Raw genomic sequence first — 20,882 nt, forward strand, 5'->3', positions numbered from 1 at the left:
GGACCTCGGGGGGGGGGGGGGGGGGGGGTTGTGGGGGGGGGGGGGGGGGGGCCGGGGGGGGGGGGGGGGGGGATGTGTCAGAGGACGCCCCCCGCACGACGGGTCAGGCCGGAACGCCCTGCCGGCTGCGCGCCGGAGGTACCACCGGCTCGTCCCGGTGGGCCGGGTCGGTGACCTCGCCCACCAGGAGTTCCAGTACGTCCTCCAGCGCGACGAGCCCCAGGACCCGGCCCGAGGCGTCCGCGACCTGCGCCAGGTGGGTCGCCGCGCGCCGCATCACGGTGAGCGCGTCGTCCAGCGGCAGTTCGGCGCGCAGGGTCGTCATGGGACGCCAGACGTGCTGCGGGACGGCCCGGTCGGTGTCGGGGCCCTCGATCAGGTCGAGGACGTCCTTCACGTGCAGGTAACCCATGAACGCTCCGGTGTCCGCGCAGATCGGGAAGCGCGAGAAGCCGGTGCGGGCGGTGAGGCCGATGACCTCCGCCGGGGTGACCGACGGGCCGACCGTCACCAGGGACGCCTTGGTCAGCAGGACGTCCGTGACCGGGCGCGAGCCCAGTTCCAGGGCGTTGTCCAGGCGCTCCTGCTCCTCGGGGTCGAGGAGGCCGGCCTGCCCGGAGTCCTCCACGAGCCGGTTCAGCTGCTCGCTGGTGAAGACCGCCTCGACCTCGTCCTTGGGCTCGACCCGGAAGAGCTTGAGGATCAGCCGGGCGCAGGCGCCGAGCGCCAGCGTGATCGGCCTGCACAGGCGGGCGAAGGCGACGAGGCCCGGGCTGAACCACAGCGCGGTCTTCTCGGGCGCGGCCATCGCCAGGTTCTTCGGGACCATCTCGCCGATGACGAGGTGGAAGAAGACCACCGCGGCGAGCGCGATGACATAGCCCAGCGGGTGGATGACGCCGTGCGGCAGGTGGATCGCCTCGAAGAGCGGCTCCAGGAGCTTGGCCACGGTGGGCTCGGCGACCGCGCCGAGCGTCAGCGAGCAGACGGTGATGCCGAACTGGGCCGCCGCCATCATCTGCGGCAGGTGTTCGAGCCCGTAGAGGACCTGGCGGGCCCGGTTCCCGGGGATGGGTTCGATCTGGCTGCGGCGGACCGAGACCAGGGCGAACTCGGCTCCCACGAAGAAGCCGTTGGCCAGCACCAGGAGGGCGGCGAAGAACAGTTGCAGGGCGCTCATCGGGCCGCCTCCAGGACTGCGGCCTGCTCGGTGTCCGCGGTGCGCACGAGGCGGACCCGTTCGGCACGGTAGTGGTCGACCTGACGGACCGAGAGCTTCCAGCCCGGGAGTTCGGCCTTGTCCCCGGGAGCCGGGATGCGGCCCAGGAGGTCGGCGACGAGGCCGGCCACCGTCTCGTAGGGACCCTCGGGGACGTCGAGGCCTATGCGGCGCAGGATGTCGACGCGGCATCCGCCGTCGGCGTCCCAGGCGGGGCGGCCGTCCTCGGCCGGCGCGGTGGCCAGCTCGGGCAGGTCGAGACCGTCGTGCTCGTCGCGGACCTCGCCGACGAGCTCCTCCACGATGTCCTCCAGGGTGACGACGCCTGCGGTGCCGCCGTACTCGTCGACCACCACGGCCATCGGCTGCTCGCTGCGCAGCCGGGCCAGGAGCGGCTGGACCGGGAGGGTCTCGGGGATCAGCAGCGGCGCCTGGGCGATCCGGCTCACCGGGGTGCGCAGGCGGTCGTGCGCGGCGACGGCGAGGGCGTCCTTGAGGTGGACGACGCCGATGACCTCGTCGATCCGCTCCCGGTAGACGGGGAAGCGGGACAGGCCGGTGGCGCGGGTCAGATTGACCACGTCCTCGGCGGTCGCGGAGGACTGGAGCGCGCTGACCTTCACCCGCGGCGTCATGACGTGCTGGGCGGTCAGCTCGCCGAGCGAGAGGGTGCGCACGAACAGATCGGCGGTGTCCTGCTCCAGGGCACCCGCCTGCGCGGAGTGCCGGGCGAGCGAGACCAGTTCGCCGGGGGTGCGGGCGGAGGCCAGTTCGTCGGCGGGTTCCACGCCGAGCGCCCGCACGAGCCGGTTGGCGACCGTGTTGAGCAGGGCGATGACCGGGCGGAACAGCCGGGCGAAGACCGACTGCGGACCGGCCACGAAGCGGGCCACCTGGAGCGGCTTGGACACCGCCCAGTTCTTGGGTACGAGTTCGCCGATCACCATCTGCACGGCGGAGGCCAGCAGCATGCCGACGACGACGGACACCCCGCCGACCGCGCCGCCGGGCACGCCGACGGCCGTGAACGGTCCGCGCAGCAGCTCGGCGAGGGCCGGCTCGGCGAGCATGCCGACGACCAGGGAGGTGATGGTGATGCCGAGCTGGGTGCCGGAGAGCTGGAAGGAGAGTTCCTTCAGGGCGCTCACGACGGTGCGGGCGCGCTTGTCGCCCGCGGCCGCGGCCTGTTCGGCGTCGGGGCGTTCCACGGTGACGAGGCCGAATTCGGCCGCCACGAAGAAGCCGTTGGCGAGGATGAGGAGAAAGGCGGCCGCGAGAAGCAGCAACGGGATGGTCATGCCGCCGCCTCCGAGGACGTACGCGAGCGGGTCGCGCTATGTCGGGAGGGGGCGGCGCAGGTACTACCGGACGATCCGTCCATCGCTGGAGGGAGTCACTCCTTGGTTAGCAGGAACCCCGGACGGTCGGGCCGGGGCGGGGCGGCGCTCGGCGCGCGCCCTGCCACCAGATTAATCACGACTGGGGGCAGGGCGTCAGGGGCTGAGCGGCCGAAGGGGCGACGAGTCAGCCCCGGGGCTGTGCGTGGGCCGCGTCGGTGAGGGCGCGCAGGGTCCTCGCGTCGCGGATCGCGCTCTTCTTGGCGAGGCCGGGCTGGATGCCCATCGCGGCCATGCTGGTGCCGTCGGTCAGGTTGAGGAACACCCACGGGTCGCCGGGGCGCAGGTTGACCTGGACGATCTCCGCCCAGGACAGGCGGCGGCTGCGCGCGATGTTGACGACGGTGACGCCCTCGCCGTCGGCGACCACCTTGGGGCGGGCCAGCAGGGCGAGGACGCCCCAGAACAGCGCCGCCGTGAAGATGAAGCTGCTCCGCTCCGCCGGCCGCATCCCGTCGAGGAAGAGCGCGACGACGGTGATGGTGACGAAGCAGGCGGCGCCGAGCGTGTGCAGGATGGCGCGGGTGCGCCCCGGCCTGAAGGTGACGGGCAGGCTGGGCAGGGCTTCCGACATGGTGTTCTCGGTGTCCTCAGAGGCGGCAGGCGTGGATGGCCGTCGTCAGGATGGCCCGCGCGCCCAGGGCGTACAGGTCGTCCATGATCCGCTGCGCGTCCTTGGCCGGAACCATGGCACGCACCGCGACCCAGCCTTCGTTGTGCAGCGGGGAGATGGTCGGCGACTCCAGGCCCGGGGTGAGGGCGACGGCCCGCTCCAGGTGCTCGGCGCGGCAGTCGTAGTCCATCATCACGTACGTACGGGCGACGAGGACGCCCTGAAGGCGGCGCAGGAACTGCTGGGCCTTGGTGTTGTCGGTGTCGGCGCCGGTGCGGCGGATGACACACGCCTCGGACTTCATGATCGGGTCGCCGAAGACCTCCAGGCCCGCGTTGCGCAGCGAGGTGCCGGTCTCGACGACGTCGGCGATCGCGTCGGCGACGCCCAGCTCGATGGCCGTCTCGACGGCGCCGTCGAGGTGGACGACGGAGGCGTCGACGCCGTGGTCGGCGAGGTACTTGCCGACGATGCCCTCGTACGAGGTGGCGATCGTCCTGCCCGCGAGGTCGGCGAGGTCCTTGACCGCGCCGGGGCGGGAGGCGAAGCGGAAGGTGGAGCGGGCGAAACCGAGCGGCAGGATGGTCTCGGCGTCGGCGCCCGAGTCGATCAGCAGGTCCTGTCCGGTGATGCCGATGTCGAGCTTGCCGGAGGACACGTAGATCGCGATGTCCTTGGGACGGAGGTAGAAGAACTCCACCTCGTTGTCCGGGTCGACCGTGACGAGTTCCTTGGACTCCTTGCGCTGGCGGTATCCGGCCTCATGCAGCATCGCCGACGCAGGTCCGGACAGTGAACCCTTGTTGGGGACGGCGATGCGCAGCATGAGGCGGGATTCCTTCGCGTGATCAGGGAGTTGGACGAACGGGCGGAGACAGCGGCTGAGACAGCGGCTCAGAGATGGGCGTACACGTCGTCGAGCGAGATGCCGCGGGCGACCATCATCACCTGGACGTGGTAGAGCAGCTGCGAGATCTCCTCGGCGGCGGCGTCCTTGCCCTCGTGCTCGGCGGCCATCCAGACTTCGGCGGCCTCCTCGACGACCTTCTTGCCGATGGCATGGACACCCTTGCCGACCAGCTCAGCGGTGCGGGAAGTGGCGGGGTCGCCGGTGGCGGCCTTCTGCTGGAGCTCGGTGAAGAGCTCCTCGAACGTCTTATTGGACATGGTGCTGCCTACTTTACGCGGGTCTCCTCAGGCTCTTAACGCCAGGGCTCGGCGATGGTACGCAGCGTGGTCGCGGTGGCGACGGCGGCGGTCACGGCCTCGTGCCCCTTGTCCTCGTTGGAACCCTCGATGCCCGCCCGGTCCAGGGCCTGCTCCTCGGTGTCCACGGTCAGCACGCCGAAGCCGACGGGGACCCCGGTGTCGACGGAGACCTGGGTCAGACCCTGGGTGACGCCCTGGCACACGTACTCGAAGTGCGGGGTGCCGCCGCGGATGACGACGCCGAGCGCGACGATCGCGTCGTAGCCGCGGTCCGCGAGGCGCTTGGCGACGACCGGCAGCTCGAAGCTGCCGGGGACGCGCAGCACGGTGGGCTCGCTGATGCCCAGCTCGTTCAGCGCCCGCAGGGCGCCGTCGACCAGGCCGTCCATGACCTTCTCGTGCCACTGGGCGGCGATGACGGCCACCCGCAGGTCGCCGCAGTTCTCCACGCTCAGTTCGGGTGCACCCTTGCCGCTCACGCGCTTCTCCTCGTACGTACGTAGATGAAATTAAGGGAGTTGAGGTAGTTACTGGTTGTTGCAGGCGGACGTGCGGGGCGCGTCCAGCCAGGGCAGGTCGTGGCCCATCCGGTCCCGCTTGGTGCGCAGGTAGCGGAGATTGTGCTCGCCGGCCGTGACGGGCATCGGCTCGCGGGCGGTGACCTTCAGGCCGTGCCGGGTGAGGGCGTCGGTCTTGTCGGGGTTGTTGGTCATCAGGCGCAGGCTGCGCACGCCGAGGTCCTGGAGGATCTGGGCGCCGGCGGCGTAGTCGCGGGCGTCGGCGGGCAGGCCCAGTTCCAGGTTGGCGTCGAGGGTGTCGCGGCCCTGCTCCTGGAGTTCGTAGGCGCGCAGCTTGGACAGCAGACCGATGCCGCGGCCCTCGTGGCCGCGCAGGTAGACGACGACCCCGCGGCCCGCCTCGACGACGCGGCGCATGGACTCCTCCAGCTGAGGGCCGCAGTCGCAGCGCAGCGAGTGGAAGATGTCGCCGGTCAGGCACTCGGAGTGGATCCGCACGAGGACGTCATCGCCCTCACCGACCTCGCCGTGGACGAGGGCGACGTGCTCGACGCCGTCGACCGTGGAGCGGTAGCCGTACGCCGTGAACTCGCCGTGGGCGGTGGGGAGCTGGACGGTGGCCTCGCGCTTGACCGTGGGCTCGGCGCTCTTGCGGTACGCGATCAGGTCCTCGATGGAGATGATCGTCAGGCCGTGCTTGCGGGCGAACGGGATCAGCTCGGGCAGCCGCAGCATGACGCCGTCCTCGCCGGCGATCTCCACGATGGCGCCGGCCGGGCGCAGGCCCGCGAGGCGGGCCAGGTCGACGGCGGCCTCGGTGTGGCCGTTGCGGGCGAGGACGCCGCCTTCCTTGGCGCGCAGTGGGAAGATGTGGCCGGGCCGGACGAAGTCGCCCGCCTCGGCCGTGCCGGAGGCGAGGAGGCGGAGCGTGGTGGCGCGGTCGGCGGCCGAGATGCCGGTGGTGACGCCGTGCGCGCCGGAGGCGTCGACGGAGACCGTGAAGGCGGTCTTCATCGACTCGGTGTTGTTCCCGACCATCTGCGGCAGGTCGAGCCGGTCCAGTTCGGCGCCCTCCATGGGGGCGCAGATCAGGCCGCGGCACTCGCTCATCATGAAAGCGACGATCTCGGGCGTGATCTTCTCCGCGGCGACGATCAGGTCGCCCTCGTTCTCCCGGTCCTCGTCGTCGACGACCACGACGGGGCGGCCCGCGGCGATGTCGCGGACGGCCGCCTCGACCGGGTCGAGGGAGAGGTCGGTGTCCTGGGAGACCTCGTACAGGTGGGGTGCCGTGCTCATGCGTGCGCTCCTTCCAGAGCGGGGGCGGCGGCCGCGCGGGACCGCTGCCACCAGTCGCGCATGCCCCACAGGACGAGCGCGCCGTAGATGACGTAGACGAAGCCGGAGAAGGCGTAGCCGTTGGCGAAGTTCAGCGGGACGCCGACGGCGTCGACCAGCAGCCAGGCGAACCAGAACTCGACCATGCCGCGGGCCTGGGCGTACATGGCGACGACGGTGCCGACGAAGATGTACGCGTCCGGCCACGGGTCCCAGGACAGCGTCGGGTAGGCCTTGAAGAGCAGCGCGACGGCCACGGTGCCGGCGGCCCCGGCGAGGACCATCAGGCCGCGCTCCTTCCAGGTGGCGAAGCGCACGGCTATGGAGCCGTCCTGCGCCTGCTTCCTGCCGCGCACCCAGGCGGCCCAGCCCATCGCGGCCACGACCATGACGACGACCTGCTTGCCGGCGCTGCCGGTCAGGTGTCCGGCGAAGGCGCCGAAGAGGATCAGGCCGGAGACGAACTGCACGGGCCAGGTCCAGATGGAGCGCTTCCAGCCGAGCGCGAGCGCGACCAGGCCGAAGGTGTTGCCGATCATGTCGGACCACAGGATGTGCTGCCCGAAGGCCGTGAACGCCTCGGAGTTGAGCCAGTTCACTTGGTGCCCCCGTCGGTGCTGTGGCCGGTGCCGAGCATCCGCTCGACGTACTTGGCGATGACGTCGACCTCGAGGTTGACCGGGTCGCCGGGCTGCTTGATGCCGAGCGTGGTCAGGGCGAGCGTGGTGGGGATGAGGCTGATGGTGAAGTAGTCGGCGGCCGCCTCGACGACGGTGAGGCTGACGCCGTCGACCGTGATCGAGCCCTTCTCGACGACGTACCGGGAGAGCTCCGCGGGGAGCGAGATCTTGACGATCTCCCAGTGCTCGGAGGGGGTGCGCTCGACGACGGTGCCGGTGCCGTCGACGTGGCCCTGCACGATGTGCCCGCCGAAGCGGCCGTCGGCCACCATCGGGCGTTCGAGGTTGACGCGGGAGCCCGTGGTCAGCGCGCCGAGGCTGGAACGCTTGAGGGTCTCGGCCATCACGTCGGCGGTGAACGCGCCGTCGCCGTGCTCGACAACCGTGAGGCATACGCCGTTGACGGCGATGGAGTCTCCGTGCTGGGCGCCTTCGGTGACGACGGGGCCGCGGACACGGAAGCGACAGGCGTCATCGAGCGTCTCGATGGCGGTGATTTCGCCCAGCTCTTCGACGATTCCGGTGAACACTTCCCGGGTCCTCCCTCTTGGGGCCTGGACTCCGGGGCACTGTCGTACGACGACGACAGAACGTACGGACTGCGACACCGGGAGAGTCGACGCCGTGTTCGACACCGGTCCCTTGCGGGAACGGTGAAACAGCCGGCGACGCGCACCTGTGGTGCCCGCCCGCCGCGCACTGCCTCCCATCCGGACTTTAACCGTCGGTCCAGGAATTTCACCTGGTCAACCGGCCACTGGACGTGACCGGGTCGCGGACTGTAACCGCCGGTTCGGACTTTCACCGACCCCGGAGTGCGCTGCTTCTGGTACAGGGCCAGTCTGCCACGTCCGATGGTTGTGCATGCATGCGAATGCTGTGGGCTGTTTCACAGCCCGGGGCGATGGTTTGTGCAAGCACCCGGGAATACGGCGCCGCGCGGTTCCCCGCGTCCCTTTTCGGGTTGTCGGTCAGCTGACGGCCGGTGGCCGCTTCTCGCGCAGTTCCCCGCGCCCCTTATCGGCTTGTTTCTCGTCTGCGGGCCGGTGGGGGCTGGTCGCGCAGTTCCCCGCGCCCCTGAGGCAGGCGCTACGCGCCGCCTCCCCTAGAGGCTGCGCTACGCGCGCCTCACCGGGGGCAGATGGCGCGCCCTCTGATGGAGGTCGCGCACGCAGTGCGCATCTCCAGGGGCGCGGGGAACTGCGCGAGAAGCGGCCACCGGCCCGCACACGACCGACAACCCAGGGCGCCGAGCGCAAGCGTGACCCGCACTCGCCCGACCGGCCCCGCCCCTACGGCGCGAACACGGCGTCCTGCGCCGACTCGCGGGCCATCAGCAGCGCCCCGCGCAACACGGCCCCGCCCCCCAACTCACCGGCCCGCACCTCGGTGGCCAGCGGTGACATCCGAGCGAGTCGTGCGGCGACGCGCTCGGCGAGCAGGTCGCCGCCCGCCCGACCGACCTCCCCGGCAAGGACCACGCAGCCGGGATCGAGCACGGCCACGACGGCGGCCGCGCCGAGGACGACCCGGTCGGCCAGCGCGTCGAGAAACCCCTCCGCGCCGGAGGCGACAGCCGCGCGGACGACCTCGGCGGCCCGCCCCACGGGCTCCCCGGGCGCCACGAGCCCGTGCTCCGCGGCGAGTTCGAGAATCGCGGCCGAGCCGGCCAGCGAGTGGAAGCCCCCGTCGCAGTCGGTGGCGGACGGCACCCCACCGGTGCCGGGCACGGGCAGGAACCCGATCTCCCCGGTCCCGCCGGAGGCCCCGCGGCGCAGCTTCCCGTCCAGGACGACGGCCGCGCCGATACCGAGCCCGAGCCACAGCAGCACGAACGTGTCCCGGCCCCGGGTGGCACCGTCGCGCTGTTCGGCGAGGGCGGCGAGGTTCGTCTCGTTCTCGACGAGCACGCGCGCGGGGAGCCTTTCCTGGAGGGCCGCGATCAGCCGGCGGTGCCATTCGGGCAGGCCGGAGGAGTCGCGGAGTTCGCCGGTCGCGGGGTCGATGAGGCCGGGGGCGCCGACCCCGACGGTGTGCAGGGGCCCGGCGCCGACCTCCTTGGCGGTGCGCTCCAGGAGGGCGACGGCACGCTCGACGGCGGCCCCCGTCTCTTCACCGTCCTCGACGGGCACGGCAGCCTCGGCCAGTACGGTGCCGAGCAGGTCGGCGACGACGAGCCGGACCCCTTCGGTGCGCACGTCGAGGGCGGCGAGATGGGCCCGGTCGGCGACGATCCCGTACAGCTTGGCGTTCGGACCGCGCCGCTGCGCCCCGGCCTCCCCGACGACGGCGACGAGGCCGGAGGCCGTGAGGCGCTCGACGAGGTCGGCGACCGTGGGCCGGGACAGTCCGGTGCGCTCCTTGAGCTGGCCCGCGGTGAGCGGCCCCTCCTCCTGGAGGAAGCGCAGCGCGAGCCGGTCGTTGATGGCTCGGGCGGTCCTCGGCGATGCGGGCATGGCGGGATCCTACGGCTCGGCGGCCGAAACAGGTTAACTATCAGGCAGGGTTCCTGATAGTTTACGGCGGCACTGTGAGGGACGAGCAGGGGAACACACCGGGAGGGGCCCGCGGGATGAGTGAAGTCATATACGGAACAAGGGAGTTGAAGCGGGCGCGGTACGCCGTCGCGACCGTCTTCTGCGTCCATGGGGCCGTGACGGGTTCGTTCGCGACCCGGGTGCCCTGGATCCAGGAGCACGCGGGCGTCAGCGCGGGCCAGCTCGGGCTCGCGCTGGCCTTCCCGGCGATCGGCGCCTCCGTGGCGATGCCGCTGGCCGGCAGCATCAGCCACCGGTTCGGCGCCAGGACCGCCCTGCGCGGACTGCTCGCGCTGTGGACGCTGGCGCTGATCCTGCCCTCCCTCGCGCCGAATCTGCTCACGCTCTGCGCGGCGCTGTTCGTCTACGGGGCGTCGGCCGGCATGTCGGACGTGGCGATGAACGCCCTCGGCGTGGAGGTCGAGACCCGGCTCGACAAGTCGATCATGTCGGGCCTGCACGGCATGTGGAGTGCGGGCGCCCTGATCGGTTCGGCGGGCGGCACCCTCGCCGCGCATCTGGGCGCGGACGCCCGGCTGCACCATGTGCTCGCCGCCGGAGTGCTGACCGTCGCGGGGTTCATCGCCTGCCGCTGGGTGCTCGATCTGCGGCCGACGGAGGACGAGGAGCCGCCGCCTCGGTTCGCGCTGCCGCCGAAGTCCGCGCTGCTGATCGGCGCGGTCGGGTTCTGCGCGGTCTTCGCCGAGGGCGCCAGCCTGGACTGGTCGGCGGTCTATCTGCGGGACGTGCTCGACACGTCGGCGGGGCTCGCGGCCGCCTGCACCACCGGCTTCACCCTGACCATGGCGATCGCCCGGATCGCGGGCGACCGGGTCGTGGACCGGTTCGGGGCGGTGCGCACCGTACGGATCAGCGGGATCGGCGCGGCGCTCGGCGCGCTGATGGTGGTCGTGGCGCCGAACCCGGCCGTCGCGATGGCCGGATTCGGACTGCTCGGCCTCGGCATCGCGGTGGTCGTGCCGCTCGCCTTCGCGGCGGCCGGGCGCAGCGGGCCGAACCCGAGCCAGGCCATCGCCGGTGTCGCCACGATCACGTACACCTCGGGGCTCGTCGCGCCGTCCGCGATCGGCACGATCGCCGAGACGACGAGCCTGGTGGTGTCGTTCGGCGTGGTCACCGTGCTGGCCTGCGGGCTCGTGGTGTTCGCCGGGGTGCTGCGGGCCGGCGACCGCACGGCGCGCACGAAGGTGCCGGAGCAGGTCAGCCCGGCGGCAGCAGATCCCGCGCGCAAGTCCTGAAGCGGTCGCTCCAGCGGGTGGGGCGCAGCGTCCCCGGGTCGAGCCGGACCAGGACGCGCGTCCCGCGCGCGTACGTGGTCGCGCCGTCCGCCGAGCAGAAGCGGAAGCCGTAGGTCAGGCCGGTGTTGCCGAGCCGCTCGATCCACAGGTGCACGGCGTACGCGCCCGGGCGCAGGACCGGTGCCTCGTAGCTGACGGTGAGTTCCTTGACCGCGTTGCAGAAGTCGCCGGCCGCGTCCCAGTCGCCCTCGAAGACGAGGCCGCGCTCGTTCCACAGCGCGGTCCAGGCGCGCTCGACGAGGACCGGGTAGCGGGCGTTGTGCAGCATGCCGAGGGCGTCGAGGTCGTCGAAGTGGACCTGGACCGGGACGAGGCAGCCGTGGCGGCCGGAGCCGTCGGTGGTGCCGGGCTTGAGGTCGGGGGTGACGGCGGTCACGGATGGGGCTCCTGGTGCGGTGCGGGTGGGAGCGTCATCGTACGGCGATGATCTAAGCAAACGCTCAGCAGAACGGCGTGACCTGCACCTCAGCGGCTCCCGGGCCGGGCGACGGGCACGACGAGAACGCCTACTTACGTCGCATTAACATGAGGCGATCGTTTCAGGCCACAGAAAGCAGAGTGCGCACATGGACCTCGGCGTCCGCTGGAAACTGCACGGCGACGGCAAAGTCCCGGCCCCGGGCGCCGTCGTCCGGCCCGACGAGCGGCTGACCTGGCCGCGCACGATCGGGCTCGGCGCCCAGCACGTGGTCGCGATGTTCGGCGCCTCGTTCGTCGCTCCGGTCCTGATGGGTCTCGACCCGAACCTCGCGATCATGATGTCCGGTGTCGCGACGGTCATCTTCCTGCTGGCCACGCGCGGCCGGGTGCCCAGCTACCTGGGCTGTTCGCTCTCCTTCGTCGGGGTCGCCGCCGTCATCCGGGCCTCGGGCGGCGACAGTGCCACGGTCACCGGCGCGGTCTTCGTCGTCGGCGTGCTGTTGTTCGTCGTCGGTCTGGCCGTGCAGAAGTTCGGGGCGCGGATCATCCATGCCGCGATGCCGCCGATCGTGACCGGCGCGGTCGTCATGCTGATCGGCTTCAACCTGGCGCCGGTCACGGCCTCCACGTACTGGCCGACCGACCAGTGGACGGCGCTGCTCGTGATGCTGTTCACCGGTTTGGCCGTGGTGTGTCTGCGCGGCTTCTGGTCCCGCATCGCGATCTTCCTCGGCCTGATCTTCGGCTACGCGGTCTCCTGGCTGTTCGACCAGGTCTTCGGCAAGATCCACTCGACGAACGGCGGCACGACGGCCGTGGACCACTGGCGTCTGGACCTGTCCGGCGTCGGCAAGGCCGACTGGATCGGACTGCCGTCCTTCCACGCCCCGTCGTTCCAGTGGTCGGCGATCCTCGTCGCACTGCCGGTGATCATCGCGCTGATCGCGGAGAACGCCGGACACGTGAAGGCCGTCGGCGAGATGACCGGCGACAACCTCGACGGCAAGCTGGGCACCGCCATCTCCGCCGACGGCGTCGCCTCCATGCTCTCCACCGCCGTGGGCGGCCCGCCCAACACCACGTACTCCGAGAACATCGGCGTGATGGCCGCGACCCGGGTCTACTCGACGGCCGCCTACTGGGCGGCGGCCGGTTTCGCGCTGCTCTTCGGCGTGTGCCCGAAGTTCGGCGCGATCGTGGCCGCGATCCCGGGCGGCGTGCTCGGCGGCATCACCGTCATCCTGTACGGCATGATCGGCCTGCTCGGCGCGCAGATCTGGATCAACGCCAAGGTCGATCTGCGCAACCCGCTGAACCTGGTGCCGGCCGCCGCGGGCATCATCATCGGCGTCGGCAACGTCTCCCTGAAGTTCACCGACACCTTCTCGCTGAGCGGCATCGCCCTCGGCACGATCGTGGTCATCACCGGCTATCACGCCCTGCGGGCGATGGCCCCCGCGCACCTCAAGCAGCAGGAGCCGCTGCTCGACCAGGGCACCTCCACGTACGACAAGACGAAGGACGGCGACGGTCAGTCGGCCAACTCGTAGGCGTAGTCGGGCGTGAACGTGCCCGGCGAGCCCTTGCAGCCGTCGGACTCGCCCGGCAGCTTCACCCACAGGTAGGCGTCGATCCCGGACTCCCCGGTCCGCAGGGTCGGCGCCTGCCCCAGTTCGCGGCCGTCCGGATCGCACCACGCGCCGTCCGCGGGAGCGCCGTTGCCGTTGCGGCTCGTGTCGACGACGGCGCCCAGGCCGCTCGGCCCGCCCATCGCCGCGAGGACCTGCCGGGCGTACGCGATCTCGTCCGACGTCCGGTTGAAGTTGGAGACGTTGGTGAAGATCCCGTCGGACGAGGCACCCGACGCCGCGCCCGAAGCCCGCAGCCGGGCCGCCTGCGCACCGGCCGGGTTCCAGTCCGAGTGCCCCGCGTCGTAGTAGACCCGTGCCCGCGGGTCCGCCGCCTTCATGACACGGCCCGCGCGCGCCAACGCGGCGTAGCGGTCGCCCCTTTGACTGCGGCTGAGGCACCCGGTCTCGGACAGCACGTCCGGTTCCAGGATCACGATGACCTCGCGGGAGCCGAGCCCCGCCGCGAACCGGTCGATCCAGTCGTCGTACGCGCCGATGTCGGGCGCCCCGCCGTCGGAGGCGCCGCCGCAGTCCCGCTGCGGGATCGCGTACGCGACGACGACCGGCACTTGGCCCGCGCGCGCCGCGCCGGAGGTCACCGCGCGCACCCGGGACGCGATGGTGTCCGGCGTGAAGTCGGCGAACCAGACGGCGGCCGGCCGGGCCGCGATCCGGGACTCGATGAGGGGGCGGCGCGGGTCGGAGGGGTGGGAGCGCACCCAGTCGAGCACCTGGGAGCCGCCGTACCGGTACAGGCCGGTGGGCGCGGGCGTCCGGGTGGCCGGTGCCGGGCGGGTGGCGGGCCGCTTCGACGGCTTGGGCCGTGCCGAACTCCGCGTCGGGGAAGGCGAGTCGGTGGCGTGCCGCGTCGCGCTCGGCACGGCGGGCAGCGGCACCCGGCTCGGGACCGGGCTGACGGTGGGCCGCGCCTCGTCGCCGCCGCCCCGGTCCGTGTCGAGGGCGGACACCAGTCCCGCGACGGTCCCGACGGCGGCCACGGCCGCGGCGGCGGTGACCATCGCGTCCCGCCACACCGCCCGCCGCCGGGCCACCCGCCGCTCGGCGAGCCGCCGCGCCCTCCACCCTGACACCGTGCTCTCCCCCGGCTTCCCGGCCGCCGTTCCCTCGTTTCGGGGAAGCCCCCGGCCAGCCGACGCCCGCGTCAGCCTAGGGCTGGGACGCTTCGTGCATGGCGCAGTTGGAACGCATCGCAGGGCCGCGCATCCCGGCCCAAGGAGTCGACTCGGTGATCGCACGGATGCGCGCGGTCGCCGCGCAGCTGCCGGCGCAGGACGGTGTGGCGGTGTTCAACCGGATCTATCTGTCCGTCACGGAAGCCGTGGATCACGCCATCGACCAGGGGGCACGCGGCGGTTTCCGGGACCGGGCGGCCGCGGTCGCGCTGGACGTCCGCTTCGCCGAGCGCTATCTCGAAGCGGTCGACGCGGCGGCGTGCGGGGTGCGGCCACCGGCGTGCTGGCGGCCGCTGCTGCAGTTCCGCAGCCATCCCGGAGTACGTCCACTGCAGTTCGCGCTCGCGGGCATCAACGCGCACATCGGCCACGATCTCGCCCTGGCCGTCGTGGACACCTGCCGTACGCTCGGTTGCGAACCGGCCGCTCTGGAGGACGAGTTCGACGGCGTGGGCGACCTTCTCGTCTCGCTGGAGGAGTGCATCCGCGAGGAGCTGATGCCGGGCCCCGATCTCCTCCAGGTCGCCGATCCGCTCACCCATCTGCTCGGCTCCTGGAGTCTGGAGCGGGCCCGCGACGGGGCGTGGGCGGCGGCCTGCGCCTTGTGGGCCCTGCGTGAACTGCCCGCGTTGCATTCCGAGTTCGCTCAGCGCCTGGACGCGTCGGTGGGTCTGGTCGGCCGGATGCTGCTCACCCCGCTGCCCGCCTTCCCCGGCTGAAACCGGCCGTTCCGGCTCCGGAACTCCCTTGCCGCACGGATACGTTGAAGGTGCGACATCCCCTGCACCGGACACGTACGCGACGAAGGAGACCTGTATGACGACCCGACTCGGACTCGGACTCCCGCAGATGCGGCAGTACGCCATCGGCCGCGACATCCCCGACGTGGCGCGCGCCGCCGAGGCCACCGGCTACGAGAGCCTGTGGGTCTTCGAGCGGATCCTCTACCCCGAGCCCGCCCGGCAGGGGCTGTACGGGATCCCCGGCATGCCGTGGCCCGACGGATACCGCTCGGTCGCCGATCCGCTCGTCTCGCTCACCCTCGCGGCGGCGGCCACGTCCACGGCCCGCCTCGGCACCAGCGTGCTGGTGGCGCCGCTGCACGTGCCCTTCCAACTGGCGCGCTCACTGGCCTCGCTGGACGCGGCGAGCGGCGGCCGGGTGGTGGCGGGGCTCGGCACGGGCTGGTCGCACGACGAGTACGCGGCGGCGGGCGTCGCGCCGTTCGCCCGGCGCGGCCAGGTCCTCGACGAGCTGATCGAGGTGTGCCGCGCGGTGTGGGGTCCGGATCCGGTCGCGTACGAGGGCGAGCTGACCACCGTCGCCCCGTCCGTCGTCGGCCCCAAGCCGGCCGGGCCCCTGCCGATCCTGCTCGCGGCCGGCAGCCCGAAGGCCCAGCGGCGCCTCGTCGACCGGGCGGACGGCTGGATGCCGGTGGGGATGGGAGCCGAGCCGCTCAAGCAGAGTTGGGCGCAGTTGCGGGAGCTGGCCGAGGAGCGCGGGCGCACGGAGCCGCTGCAGAGCGTGCTGCGGGTGAACACGGTCCGCACGCCCGAGCCGTACACCGGCGACGACCGCCGGCCCTTCCAGGGCAGCGTGGACCAGATCGTCGAGGACCTCGTGGCGCACGACGAGGTGGGCCTGGACGAGATCCTGATCGACCTCCAGGGCCCCCTGCGCGACGCCGAGGAACTCAAGGACGTGGCGGCCGAGGTCTACGAGAAGGCGCGGGCCGCGGGCGTCTGACCGTCTCCACCGTTCCCACAGGTCAAGGACGGCCGTGTCACGAAACAGTGCCGGTGATCCGAACGGGGATACGAGGGAAACCCGCTCCACCACCGCCTTCCCGCATCGCGTGTAACAGGCATGTATGGGGAAGGCGGAAGGTGGAACGGGCCGCGCGGCCGGTGAGTCTTGATGATCAGTAAGCCGCTCACTCCAACGGCCGCCACGATCATGAAGGAAGAAACGATGCGCGCCCAGAAGTTCACCCTCGCCGCCGTAGTCCTCACCGCCGGCCTCGCCCTCACCGCCTGCCAGGACGACGGGGACGCTGCGTCGGCCTCGAACGACTCCGCCTCGTCGTCGGCCTCGTCCTCGTCCGACGCGTCCTCCGCGGAAGGCACGGGCGGCTCCACGTCCTCGGCCGGAGGCTCGACGTCCTCCAAGGGCGGCGACGCGTCCGCCGGCGACGACGACGCCCCGGGCAGCGGCGGCGGCCAGATCAACACCGGCCCCTGCAAGACCGCCAACCTCAGCTTCAGCACCGCCCACGGCATGGGCGAGGGCGACTTCATGGTCGCCATGAAGAACACCAGCGACGCCTGCTCCCTCAAGGGCTTCCCCGGCGTCGACCTCAAGGCGGACAACGACGGCGGCACCATGAGCGCCGGGCGCACCGGTGTCGCCCCGGTGTCGGTCGTCCTCAAGAACGGCGAGACGACCCGCTTCCACCTGCACTACACGCCGAACAACACGGGCGGCTCCGGCGTGACGATCACCAGCCTCGTCGTCACGCCCCCGAACGAGACCCACTCCAAGACCGTGCCGGTCACCCTGAACCTGCCGGTCACCGACAAGCCCTCCGGCGACATCAACGTGGACCCGGTCGGCACCGGCAAGCAGTGACCCCTTTCCCGTCCTTCTCTAGTCCTCGGGCAGTTCGACCGGAGCGATCGCCTCGTACAGATCGCCCGGTCCGGGGTTGGCCGCGTCGCTCTCCCCGCCCAGGTGGTGCATGACGCCCCACACCGCGTTCAGCGCGGTCTGCACCGCCCCCTCGGCCCAGCCGGCCGTCCAGGAGATGTCGTCACCGGCGAGGAAGATCCCGCGCCGGTCGGCCGGCAGGGTGTCCTGCATGAAGTGCGTGAACAGCCGGCGCTGGTAGCGGTAGTGGCCGGGCAGGTTCGCCTTGAACGCGCCCATGAAGTACGGCTCGTTCTCCCAGGACACGGTCACCGGGTTGCCGATGATGTGCTTGCGGATGTCGACGTTCGGATAGATCTCGCCGAGCGACTTCAGCATCACTTCGAGCCGCTCGTTCGCCGACAGCGGCAGCCACTTCAGGCTGTCGTCGCACCAGGTGTACGACAGACAGATCACGGCGGGCCGGTCGGGTCCGTCGTCCAGCAGATACGTCCCGCGCGTCATCCGGTCCGTCAGCGTCATCGACATGACGTCCCGGCCGGTGGTCTCGTCCTTGTCCAGCCAGAACGGCCGGTCGACGGGCACGAACAGCTTGCTGGACTCCATGTAGTGGGTGCGCTCGATGGCGGTCCAGTGGTCGATCGGGAAGAGCGCGTCGTCGCACGCCACCTTCGACAGCAGCATCCACGACTGGGCGGTGAAGATCGCCGCCTTGTACGTGCGGATGTCGCCCTCGGCGTCGGTCACGGTGATGCGGTTGCCGGCCGTGCGCGACAGCCGGGTCACGGCGGGACGCGGGTCCCGGTCCGGGTGCAGGGAGGCGAGGGACGTCCCCGGCGCCCAGTGCACGAGCTTCTGCGGCTCGCGCTCCCACAGCCGCAGCGGCAACTGCTGCGAGCCGCCGACGATGCCCCGGTGGTGGTCGTCCGCCTCGGTGTAGACGACGCGCAGGATCTCCAGGATCGAGTTCGGGAAGTCGGTGTCCCAGCCGCCGGTGCCGAAGCCGACCTGGCCGAAGATCTCGCGGTGCCGGAAGGACTTGAAGGCCTCGGACTCGCACAGGAACCCGTAGAACGTCTGGTTGTCGAGCTTCTCGACGAGCTTCGCCCAGATCTCCCGGATGCGCGGCACGTCCCGCTCGCGCATCGCCTGGTTCATGTCGGAGAAGTCGGCGCCGTCCTCCAGACAGGCGTTCCAGGCGGCGGCGACATCGCGGTAGACCTGCGGCAGGTCGTCGACGGTCTCCGCGTAATGGCTCTCGCCCTTGAGGTCGACGACCGTCGACGGGGTGATCTCGGCGAGCGGGTTGGGGAACGGCCGGGTCTCCAGGTCCACCAGGTCGATGTAGTGCTGGAGCGCCGTCGACGACGGCGGGAAGCGCATCGCGCCCATCTCGGCGGTCAGCGCCGGGTCGCAGCCGTCGAACCCCACGGTCCGCAGCCGCCCGCCGATCCGGTCGGCCTCGTACACGACGGGCTTGAGGCCCATCTTCATCAGCTCGTACGCGGCGACGACGCCGGAGAGGCCGCCGCCGATGACGGCGACCTCGATGCCGTGCTCGGTCGCCGGTATCTGGCCGAGGCCCGCCGGGTGCGCGAGGAAGTCGTCGTACGCGTACGGGAAGTCCGGTCCGAACATGGTGATCGGCGGCTGGGCGTCGGTGTGCTGGACGGCGGTGGGCACCGTGGACGTCATGGGGTGCGGACTCCTTGCGGACGCGGTTGAGCAGGAGAGTGCCCGGCCTGGGCTGGCTGAGGGTGCGCCCGCGACAACTCAGCGGGCCCAGAGAACGGTACGTTTTCGCTGGTCAGCGGGACAAGACGGGACTGTTGCGTCTGCGTGTGCGTTTCGTTGCGTGCGCGGCGCCGGAAACGGTGATTCATTGCGCGCCGGGCGGCCCGGACGGCGTTTCGCGTACGTGGACCCCGCGCCGGGTCAGGCCGGTGACCCCGACGTGAAGCGGCGCATCAGGGGCGACAGGACCAGCACGGACTTGGTCCGCTCGACGAACGGCTCCCCCGCGATCCGCTCCAGGACCCGCTCGAAGTGCCGCATGTCGGAGGCGAAGACCTGCACCAGCGCGTCCGCGTCCCCGGTGACGGTGGACGCGGCCACGATCTCCGGGTACCGCTCCAGGCCCCGCCGGATCGCGTCCGGCGAGGTGTTGCGGCGGCAGTAGACCTCGATGAACCCCTCGGTCTCCCAGCCGAGCGCGGCCGGGTCGACCCGTACGGTGAAGCCGGTGATGGCGCCGGTGGCCCGCAGCCGGTCCACGCGGCGCTTCACGGCGGGCGCGGACAGGCCGACCAGCTGGCCGATGTCGGCGTAGGAGCGGCGGGCGTCCTCGGCGAGGGCGTGCACGATGCGTTCGTCGAGATCGTTCAGCAAGGCAGGAGGTTCACTTCTGGGCTGCGGGGTCAGCGGTGACTTCCGGGGCGGCGAGACGGGAGCGACGCATCCCGTAGCAGAAGTAGAACACGAGGCCGACGGCCATCCAGACACCGAAGACGATCCAGGTGATCACGGACAGACTGCCCATCATCCAGATGCAGAAGCCGAACCCGAGGACCGGCAGCAGCGGGAAGAGCGGCACCCGGAAGGTGCGGTTCATCTCCGGGCGGGTCCGGCGCAGCAGCACCACGGCGACGTTGACCAGGGCGAACGCGAAGAGCGTGCCGATGCTCGTGGCGTCGGCGAGCTGGCCGAGCGGGATCGCGGCGGCCAGCACCCCGCAGAACAGCGACACGATGACGGTGTTGGCGCGCGGCGCGCCACTCTTCGGGTGGACCCGGGCGAACGTCTTCGGCACGAGGCCGTCGCGGGCCATGGCGAACAGGATGCGGGTCTGGCCGTAGAGGACGGTCAGCACGACCGAGGCGATCGCGATGACGGCGCCCGCGGCGAGCAGCGTGGCCCAGAACGACTGGCCGGTGACGTCCTGCATGATCCCGGCGAGGGTGGCCTCGGTGTCGTCGAACTCCTTCCAGGGCCGGGCGCCGACGGCGACCGCGGCGACGAGCACGTACAGCGCGGTGACGATGACCAGCGAGAGCATGATCGCGCGCGGCAGGTCGCGCTGGGCGTTCTTCGCCTCCTCGCCCGCGGTGGAGGCGGCGTCGAAGCCGATGTAGGAGAAGAAGAGCGTGGCGCCGGCCGCGCTGACTCCGGCCATTCCCAGCGGCATGAAGTGCTCGTAGTTGCCGGACTCGAAGCCCTTGAGGCCGATGGCGCAGAAGAGCAGCAGCGAGACGATCTTCACGACGACCATGATCGTGTTGGCGCGGGCGGACTCCCGGGCGCCGCCGAGCAGGAAGACCATCGCGAGCAGGACGACGATGAGCGCGGGCAGGTTGAAGATGCCGCCGTCGCCGGGCGGCGCGGAGAGCGCGTCCGGGATGGTGACGCCGATCGTGCCGTCGAGCAGTTCGTTGAGGTACTCGCCCCAGCCGACGGCGACGGCGGCGACCGAGACCCCGTACTCCAGGATCAGACACCAGCCGCACACCCAGGCGACCAGCTCGCCCATCGTTGCGTATGCGTACGAGTAGGAGGAGCCCGCGACCGGGATGGTCCCGGCCAGTTCGGCGTACGAAAGGGCCGAGAAGAGCGCGGTCAGGCCGGCGATCACGAAGGAGAGGGTGACCGCGGGGCCGGCCTTCGGGACCGCCTCGCCGAGCACGACGAAGATGCCGGTGCCGAGCGTGGCGCCGATGCTGATCATGGTCAGCTGCCAGAGGCCGAGCGAGCGCCGCAGAGAGCCGCCCTCGCCCTGGCCGCCCTCCGCGACCAGGCGTTCCACGGGCTTGCGCCGCATGAGGCGGGCGCCGAGCCCTGGGGAGGTTCCTGCTGCGGGTGGGGTTCCCTGGTCGAGCACGCGCTGGCTCCTTGATCGCTGCCGGTGGGGTCGGCCGTGGCGACAAGGAGACGTGACGGTCCTCACCCTGGCCGGGGACCGCCGAGCAGGCCGTCCCCCGCCGTGCCACGTACAGCGGATGACTCTAGAGGACGTCTGTTCCCGTCTGTAATGCAGCAACCTTGCGTGCACCCGCAAGATCGTTGCGCGTACTGTCGCCCCACACGTGTTCGTTGCGTCGCCCGCCACACGTGGGGCGACCGATGTGTGCGAGACCACATACCGCGAGGGGGAGTGAAAGCCCCGGTG

At 71.3% G+C, this 20,882-nt stretch carries 20 protein-coding genes and 1 riboswitch; of the genes, 5 read left to right on the forward strand and 15 right to left on the reverse strand.

The genetic code is table 11. The features are described from left to right. Positions 1 to 103 precede the first annotated feature (103 nt). From ACFVDP_RS19570 to ACFVDP_RS19615, 10 genes are all read right to left on the reverse strand, one after another. Positions 104 to 1,180: a hemolysin family protein gene (locus ACFVDP_RS19570; RefSeq protein ID WP_383491051.1), complete on the reverse strand. Its 1,077-nt coding sequence runs from the start codon at positions 1,178 to 1,180 to the stop codon at positions 104 to 106. Beyond that, the gene (locus ACFVDP_RS19575; RefSeq protein WP_383491053.1) at positions 1,177 to 2,517 is read right to left on the reverse strand and encodes a hemolysin family protein; all 1,341 of its coding nucleotides are present in this window, start codon (positions 2,515 to 2,517) and stop codon (positions 1,177 to 1,179) included. Before ACFVDP_RS19575 ends, ACFVDP_RS19570 begins: the two co-directional genes overlap by 4 nt. Before the next feature lie 226 nt (positions 2,518 to 2,743). Then, complete coding sequence (locus ACFVDP_RS19580; protein WP_383491055.1) at positions 2,744 to 3,190, reverse strand: PH domain-containing protein; 447 nt, start codon at positions 3,188 to 3,190, stop codon at positions 2,744 to 2,746. 16 nt (positions 3,191 to 3,206) lie between these two features. Then, on the reverse strand, positions 3,207 to 4,055 hold the full coding sequence (hisG, locus tag ACFVDP_RS19585) for an ATP phosphoribosyltransferase (RefSeq protein ID WP_383491057.1): 849 nt from the start codon (positions 4,053 to 4,055) through the stop codon (positions 3,207 to 3,209). Between the two features lie 68 nt (positions 4,056 to 4,123). After that, positions 4,124 to 4,396 carry a phosphoribosyl-ATP diphosphatase gene (locus ACFVDP_RS19590; RefSeq protein ID WP_383491059.1) on the reverse strand — a complete coding sequence of 91 codons (273 nt, stop codon included), beginning with the start codon at positions 4,394 to 4,396 and terminating at the stop codon, positions 4,124 to 4,126. A gap of 35 nt (positions 4,397 to 4,431) precedes the next feature. After that, a complete protein-coding gene (ribH, locus tag ACFVDP_RS19595) occupies positions 4,432 to 4,917 on the reverse strand; it encodes a 6,7-dimethyl-8-ribityllumazine synthase (protein ID WP_351460958.1) in 486 nt (161 codons plus the stop codon). 48 nt (positions 4,918 to 4,965) lie between these two features. Continuing rightward, the gene (locus ACFVDP_RS19600) at positions 4,966 to 6,255 is read right to left on the reverse strand and encodes a bifunctional 3,4-dihydroxy-2-butanone-4-phosphate synthase/GTP cyclohydrolase II (protein ID WP_383491061.1); all 1,290 of its coding nucleotides are present in this window, start codon (positions 6,253 to 6,255) and stop codon (positions 4,966 to 4,968) included. Next, positions 6,252 to 6,893: a nicotinamide riboside transporter PnuC gene (locus ACFVDP_RS19605; protein WP_383491063.1), complete on the reverse strand. Its 642-nt coding sequence runs from the start codon at positions 6,891 to 6,893 to the stop codon at positions 6,252 to 6,254. Before ACFVDP_RS19605 ends, ACFVDP_RS19600 begins: the two co-directional genes overlap by 4 nt. Then, a complete protein-coding gene (locus ACFVDP_RS19610) occupies positions 6,890 to 7,504 on the reverse strand; it encodes a riboflavin synthase (protein ID WP_383491065.1) in 615 nt (204 codons plus the stop codon). The genes ACFVDP_RS19605 and ACFVDP_RS19610 overlap by 4 nt, the downstream gene beginning before the upstream one ends. A 162-nt stretch (positions 7,505 to 7,666) precedes the next feature. Further along, a riboswitch (FMN riboswitch) is annotated at positions 7,667 to 7,797 on the reverse strand. A 469-nt stretch (positions 7,798 to 8,266) separates the two neighbouring features. After that, complete coding sequence (locus ACFVDP_RS19615) at positions 8,267 to 9,430, reverse strand: ROK family transcriptional regulator (RefSeq protein ID WP_383491067.1); 1,164 nt, start codon at positions 9,428 to 9,430, stop codon at positions 8,267 to 8,269. A 116-nt stretch (positions 9,431 to 9,546) separates the two neighbouring features. On the opposite strand from ACFVDP_RS19615, the gene ACFVDP_RS19620 reads away from it, so the two are divergent. Beyond that, positions 9,547 to 10,770 (forward strand): MFS transporter, encoded by a 1,224-nt coding sequence (locus ACFVDP_RS19620; protein ID WP_383491069.1) that lies wholly within the window; start codon positions 9,547 to 9,549, stop codon positions 10,768 to 10,770. Here ACFVDP_RS19620 and ACFVDP_RS19625 read toward each other — a convergent pair. Then, positions 10,733 to 11,206 carry an acyl-CoA thioesterase gene (locus tag ACFVDP_RS19625; protein ID WP_383491071.1) on the reverse strand — a complete coding sequence of 158 codons (474 nt, stop codon included), beginning with the start codon at positions 11,204 to 11,206 and terminating at the stop codon, positions 10,733 to 10,735. The genes ACFVDP_RS19620 and ACFVDP_RS19625 overlap by 38 nt on opposite strands. A gap of 190 nt (positions 11,207 to 11,396) precedes the next feature. On the opposite strand from ACFVDP_RS19625, the gene ACFVDP_RS19630 reads away from it, so the two are divergent. Continuing rightward, positions 11,397 to 12,800: a uracil-xanthine permease family protein gene (locus ACFVDP_RS19630; protein ID WP_383491073.1), complete on the forward strand. Its 1,404-nt coding sequence runs from the start codon at positions 11,397 to 11,399 to the stop codon at positions 12,798 to 12,800. On the opposite strand, the gene ACFVDP_RS19635 is transcribed toward ACFVDP_RS19630, so the two are convergent. After that, positions 12,782 to 13,972 (reverse strand): glycoside hydrolase family 6 protein, encoded by a 1,191-nt coding sequence (locus ACFVDP_RS19635; RefSeq protein WP_383491075.1) that lies wholly within the window; start codon positions 13,970 to 13,972, stop codon positions 12,782 to 12,784. The genes ACFVDP_RS19630 and ACFVDP_RS19635 overlap by 19 nt on opposite strands. A gap of 98 nt (positions 13,973 to 14,070) precedes the next feature. On the opposite strand from ACFVDP_RS19635, the gene ACFVDP_RS19640 reads away from it, so the two are divergent. From ACFVDP_RS19640 to ACFVDP_RS19650, 3 genes are all read left to right on the forward strand, one after another. After that, positions 14,071 to 14,793, forward strand: coding sequence for a DUF5995 family protein (locus ACFVDP_RS19640; RefSeq protein WP_383491077.1), 723 nt, complete (start codon positions 14,071 to 14,073; stop codon positions 14,791 to 14,793). Positions 14,794 to 14,890: 97 nt separating this feature from the next. Further along, positions 14,891 to 15,820, forward strand: coding sequence for an LLM class F420-dependent oxidoreductase (locus ACFVDP_RS19645; RefSeq protein ID WP_383491079.1), 930 nt, complete (start codon positions 14,891 to 14,893; stop codon positions 15,818 to 15,820). Positions 15,821 to 16,045: 225 nt separating this feature from the next. Beyond that, positions 16,046 to 16,702 carry a DUF4232 domain-containing protein gene (locus tag ACFVDP_RS19650; RefSeq protein ID WP_383491081.1) on the forward strand — a complete coding sequence of 219 codons (657 nt, stop codon included), beginning with the start codon at positions 16,046 to 16,048 and terminating at the stop codon, positions 16,700 to 16,702. 18 nt (positions 16,703 to 16,720) lie between these two features. On the opposite strand, the gene ACFVDP_RS19655 is transcribed toward ACFVDP_RS19650, so the two are convergent. From ACFVDP_RS19655 to ACFVDP_RS19665, 3 genes are all read right to left on the reverse strand, one after another. Further along, the gene (locus ACFVDP_RS19655; protein ID WP_383491083.1) at positions 16,721 to 18,415 is read right to left on the reverse strand and encodes a flavin monoamine oxidase family protein; all 1,695 of its coding nucleotides are present in this window, start codon (positions 18,413 to 18,415) and stop codon (positions 16,721 to 16,723) included. 240 nt (positions 18,416 to 18,655) lie between these two features. Continuing rightward, positions 18,656 to 19,108 carry an Lrp/AsnC family transcriptional regulator gene (locus tag ACFVDP_RS19660; protein ID WP_111665623.1) on the reverse strand — a complete coding sequence of 151 codons (453 nt, stop codon included), beginning with the start codon at positions 19,106 to 19,108 and terminating at the stop codon, positions 18,656 to 18,658. A 10-nt stretch (positions 19,109 to 19,118) separates the two neighbouring features. After that, positions 19,119 to 20,594, reverse strand: a complete 1,476-nt coding sequence (locus tag ACFVDP_RS19665; RefSeq protein ID WP_383491085.1) for an amino acid permease — start codon at positions 20,592 to 20,594, stop codon at positions 19,119 to 19,121. Between the last annotated feature and the right edge of the window lie 288 nt (positions 20,595 to 20,882).

The organism is Streptomyces sp. NPDC057694, from assembly GCF_042799415.1.
In the GTDB taxonomy this organism is placed as follows: domain Bacteria; phylum Actinomycetota; class Actinomycetes; order Streptomycetales; family Streptomycetaceae; genus Streptomyces.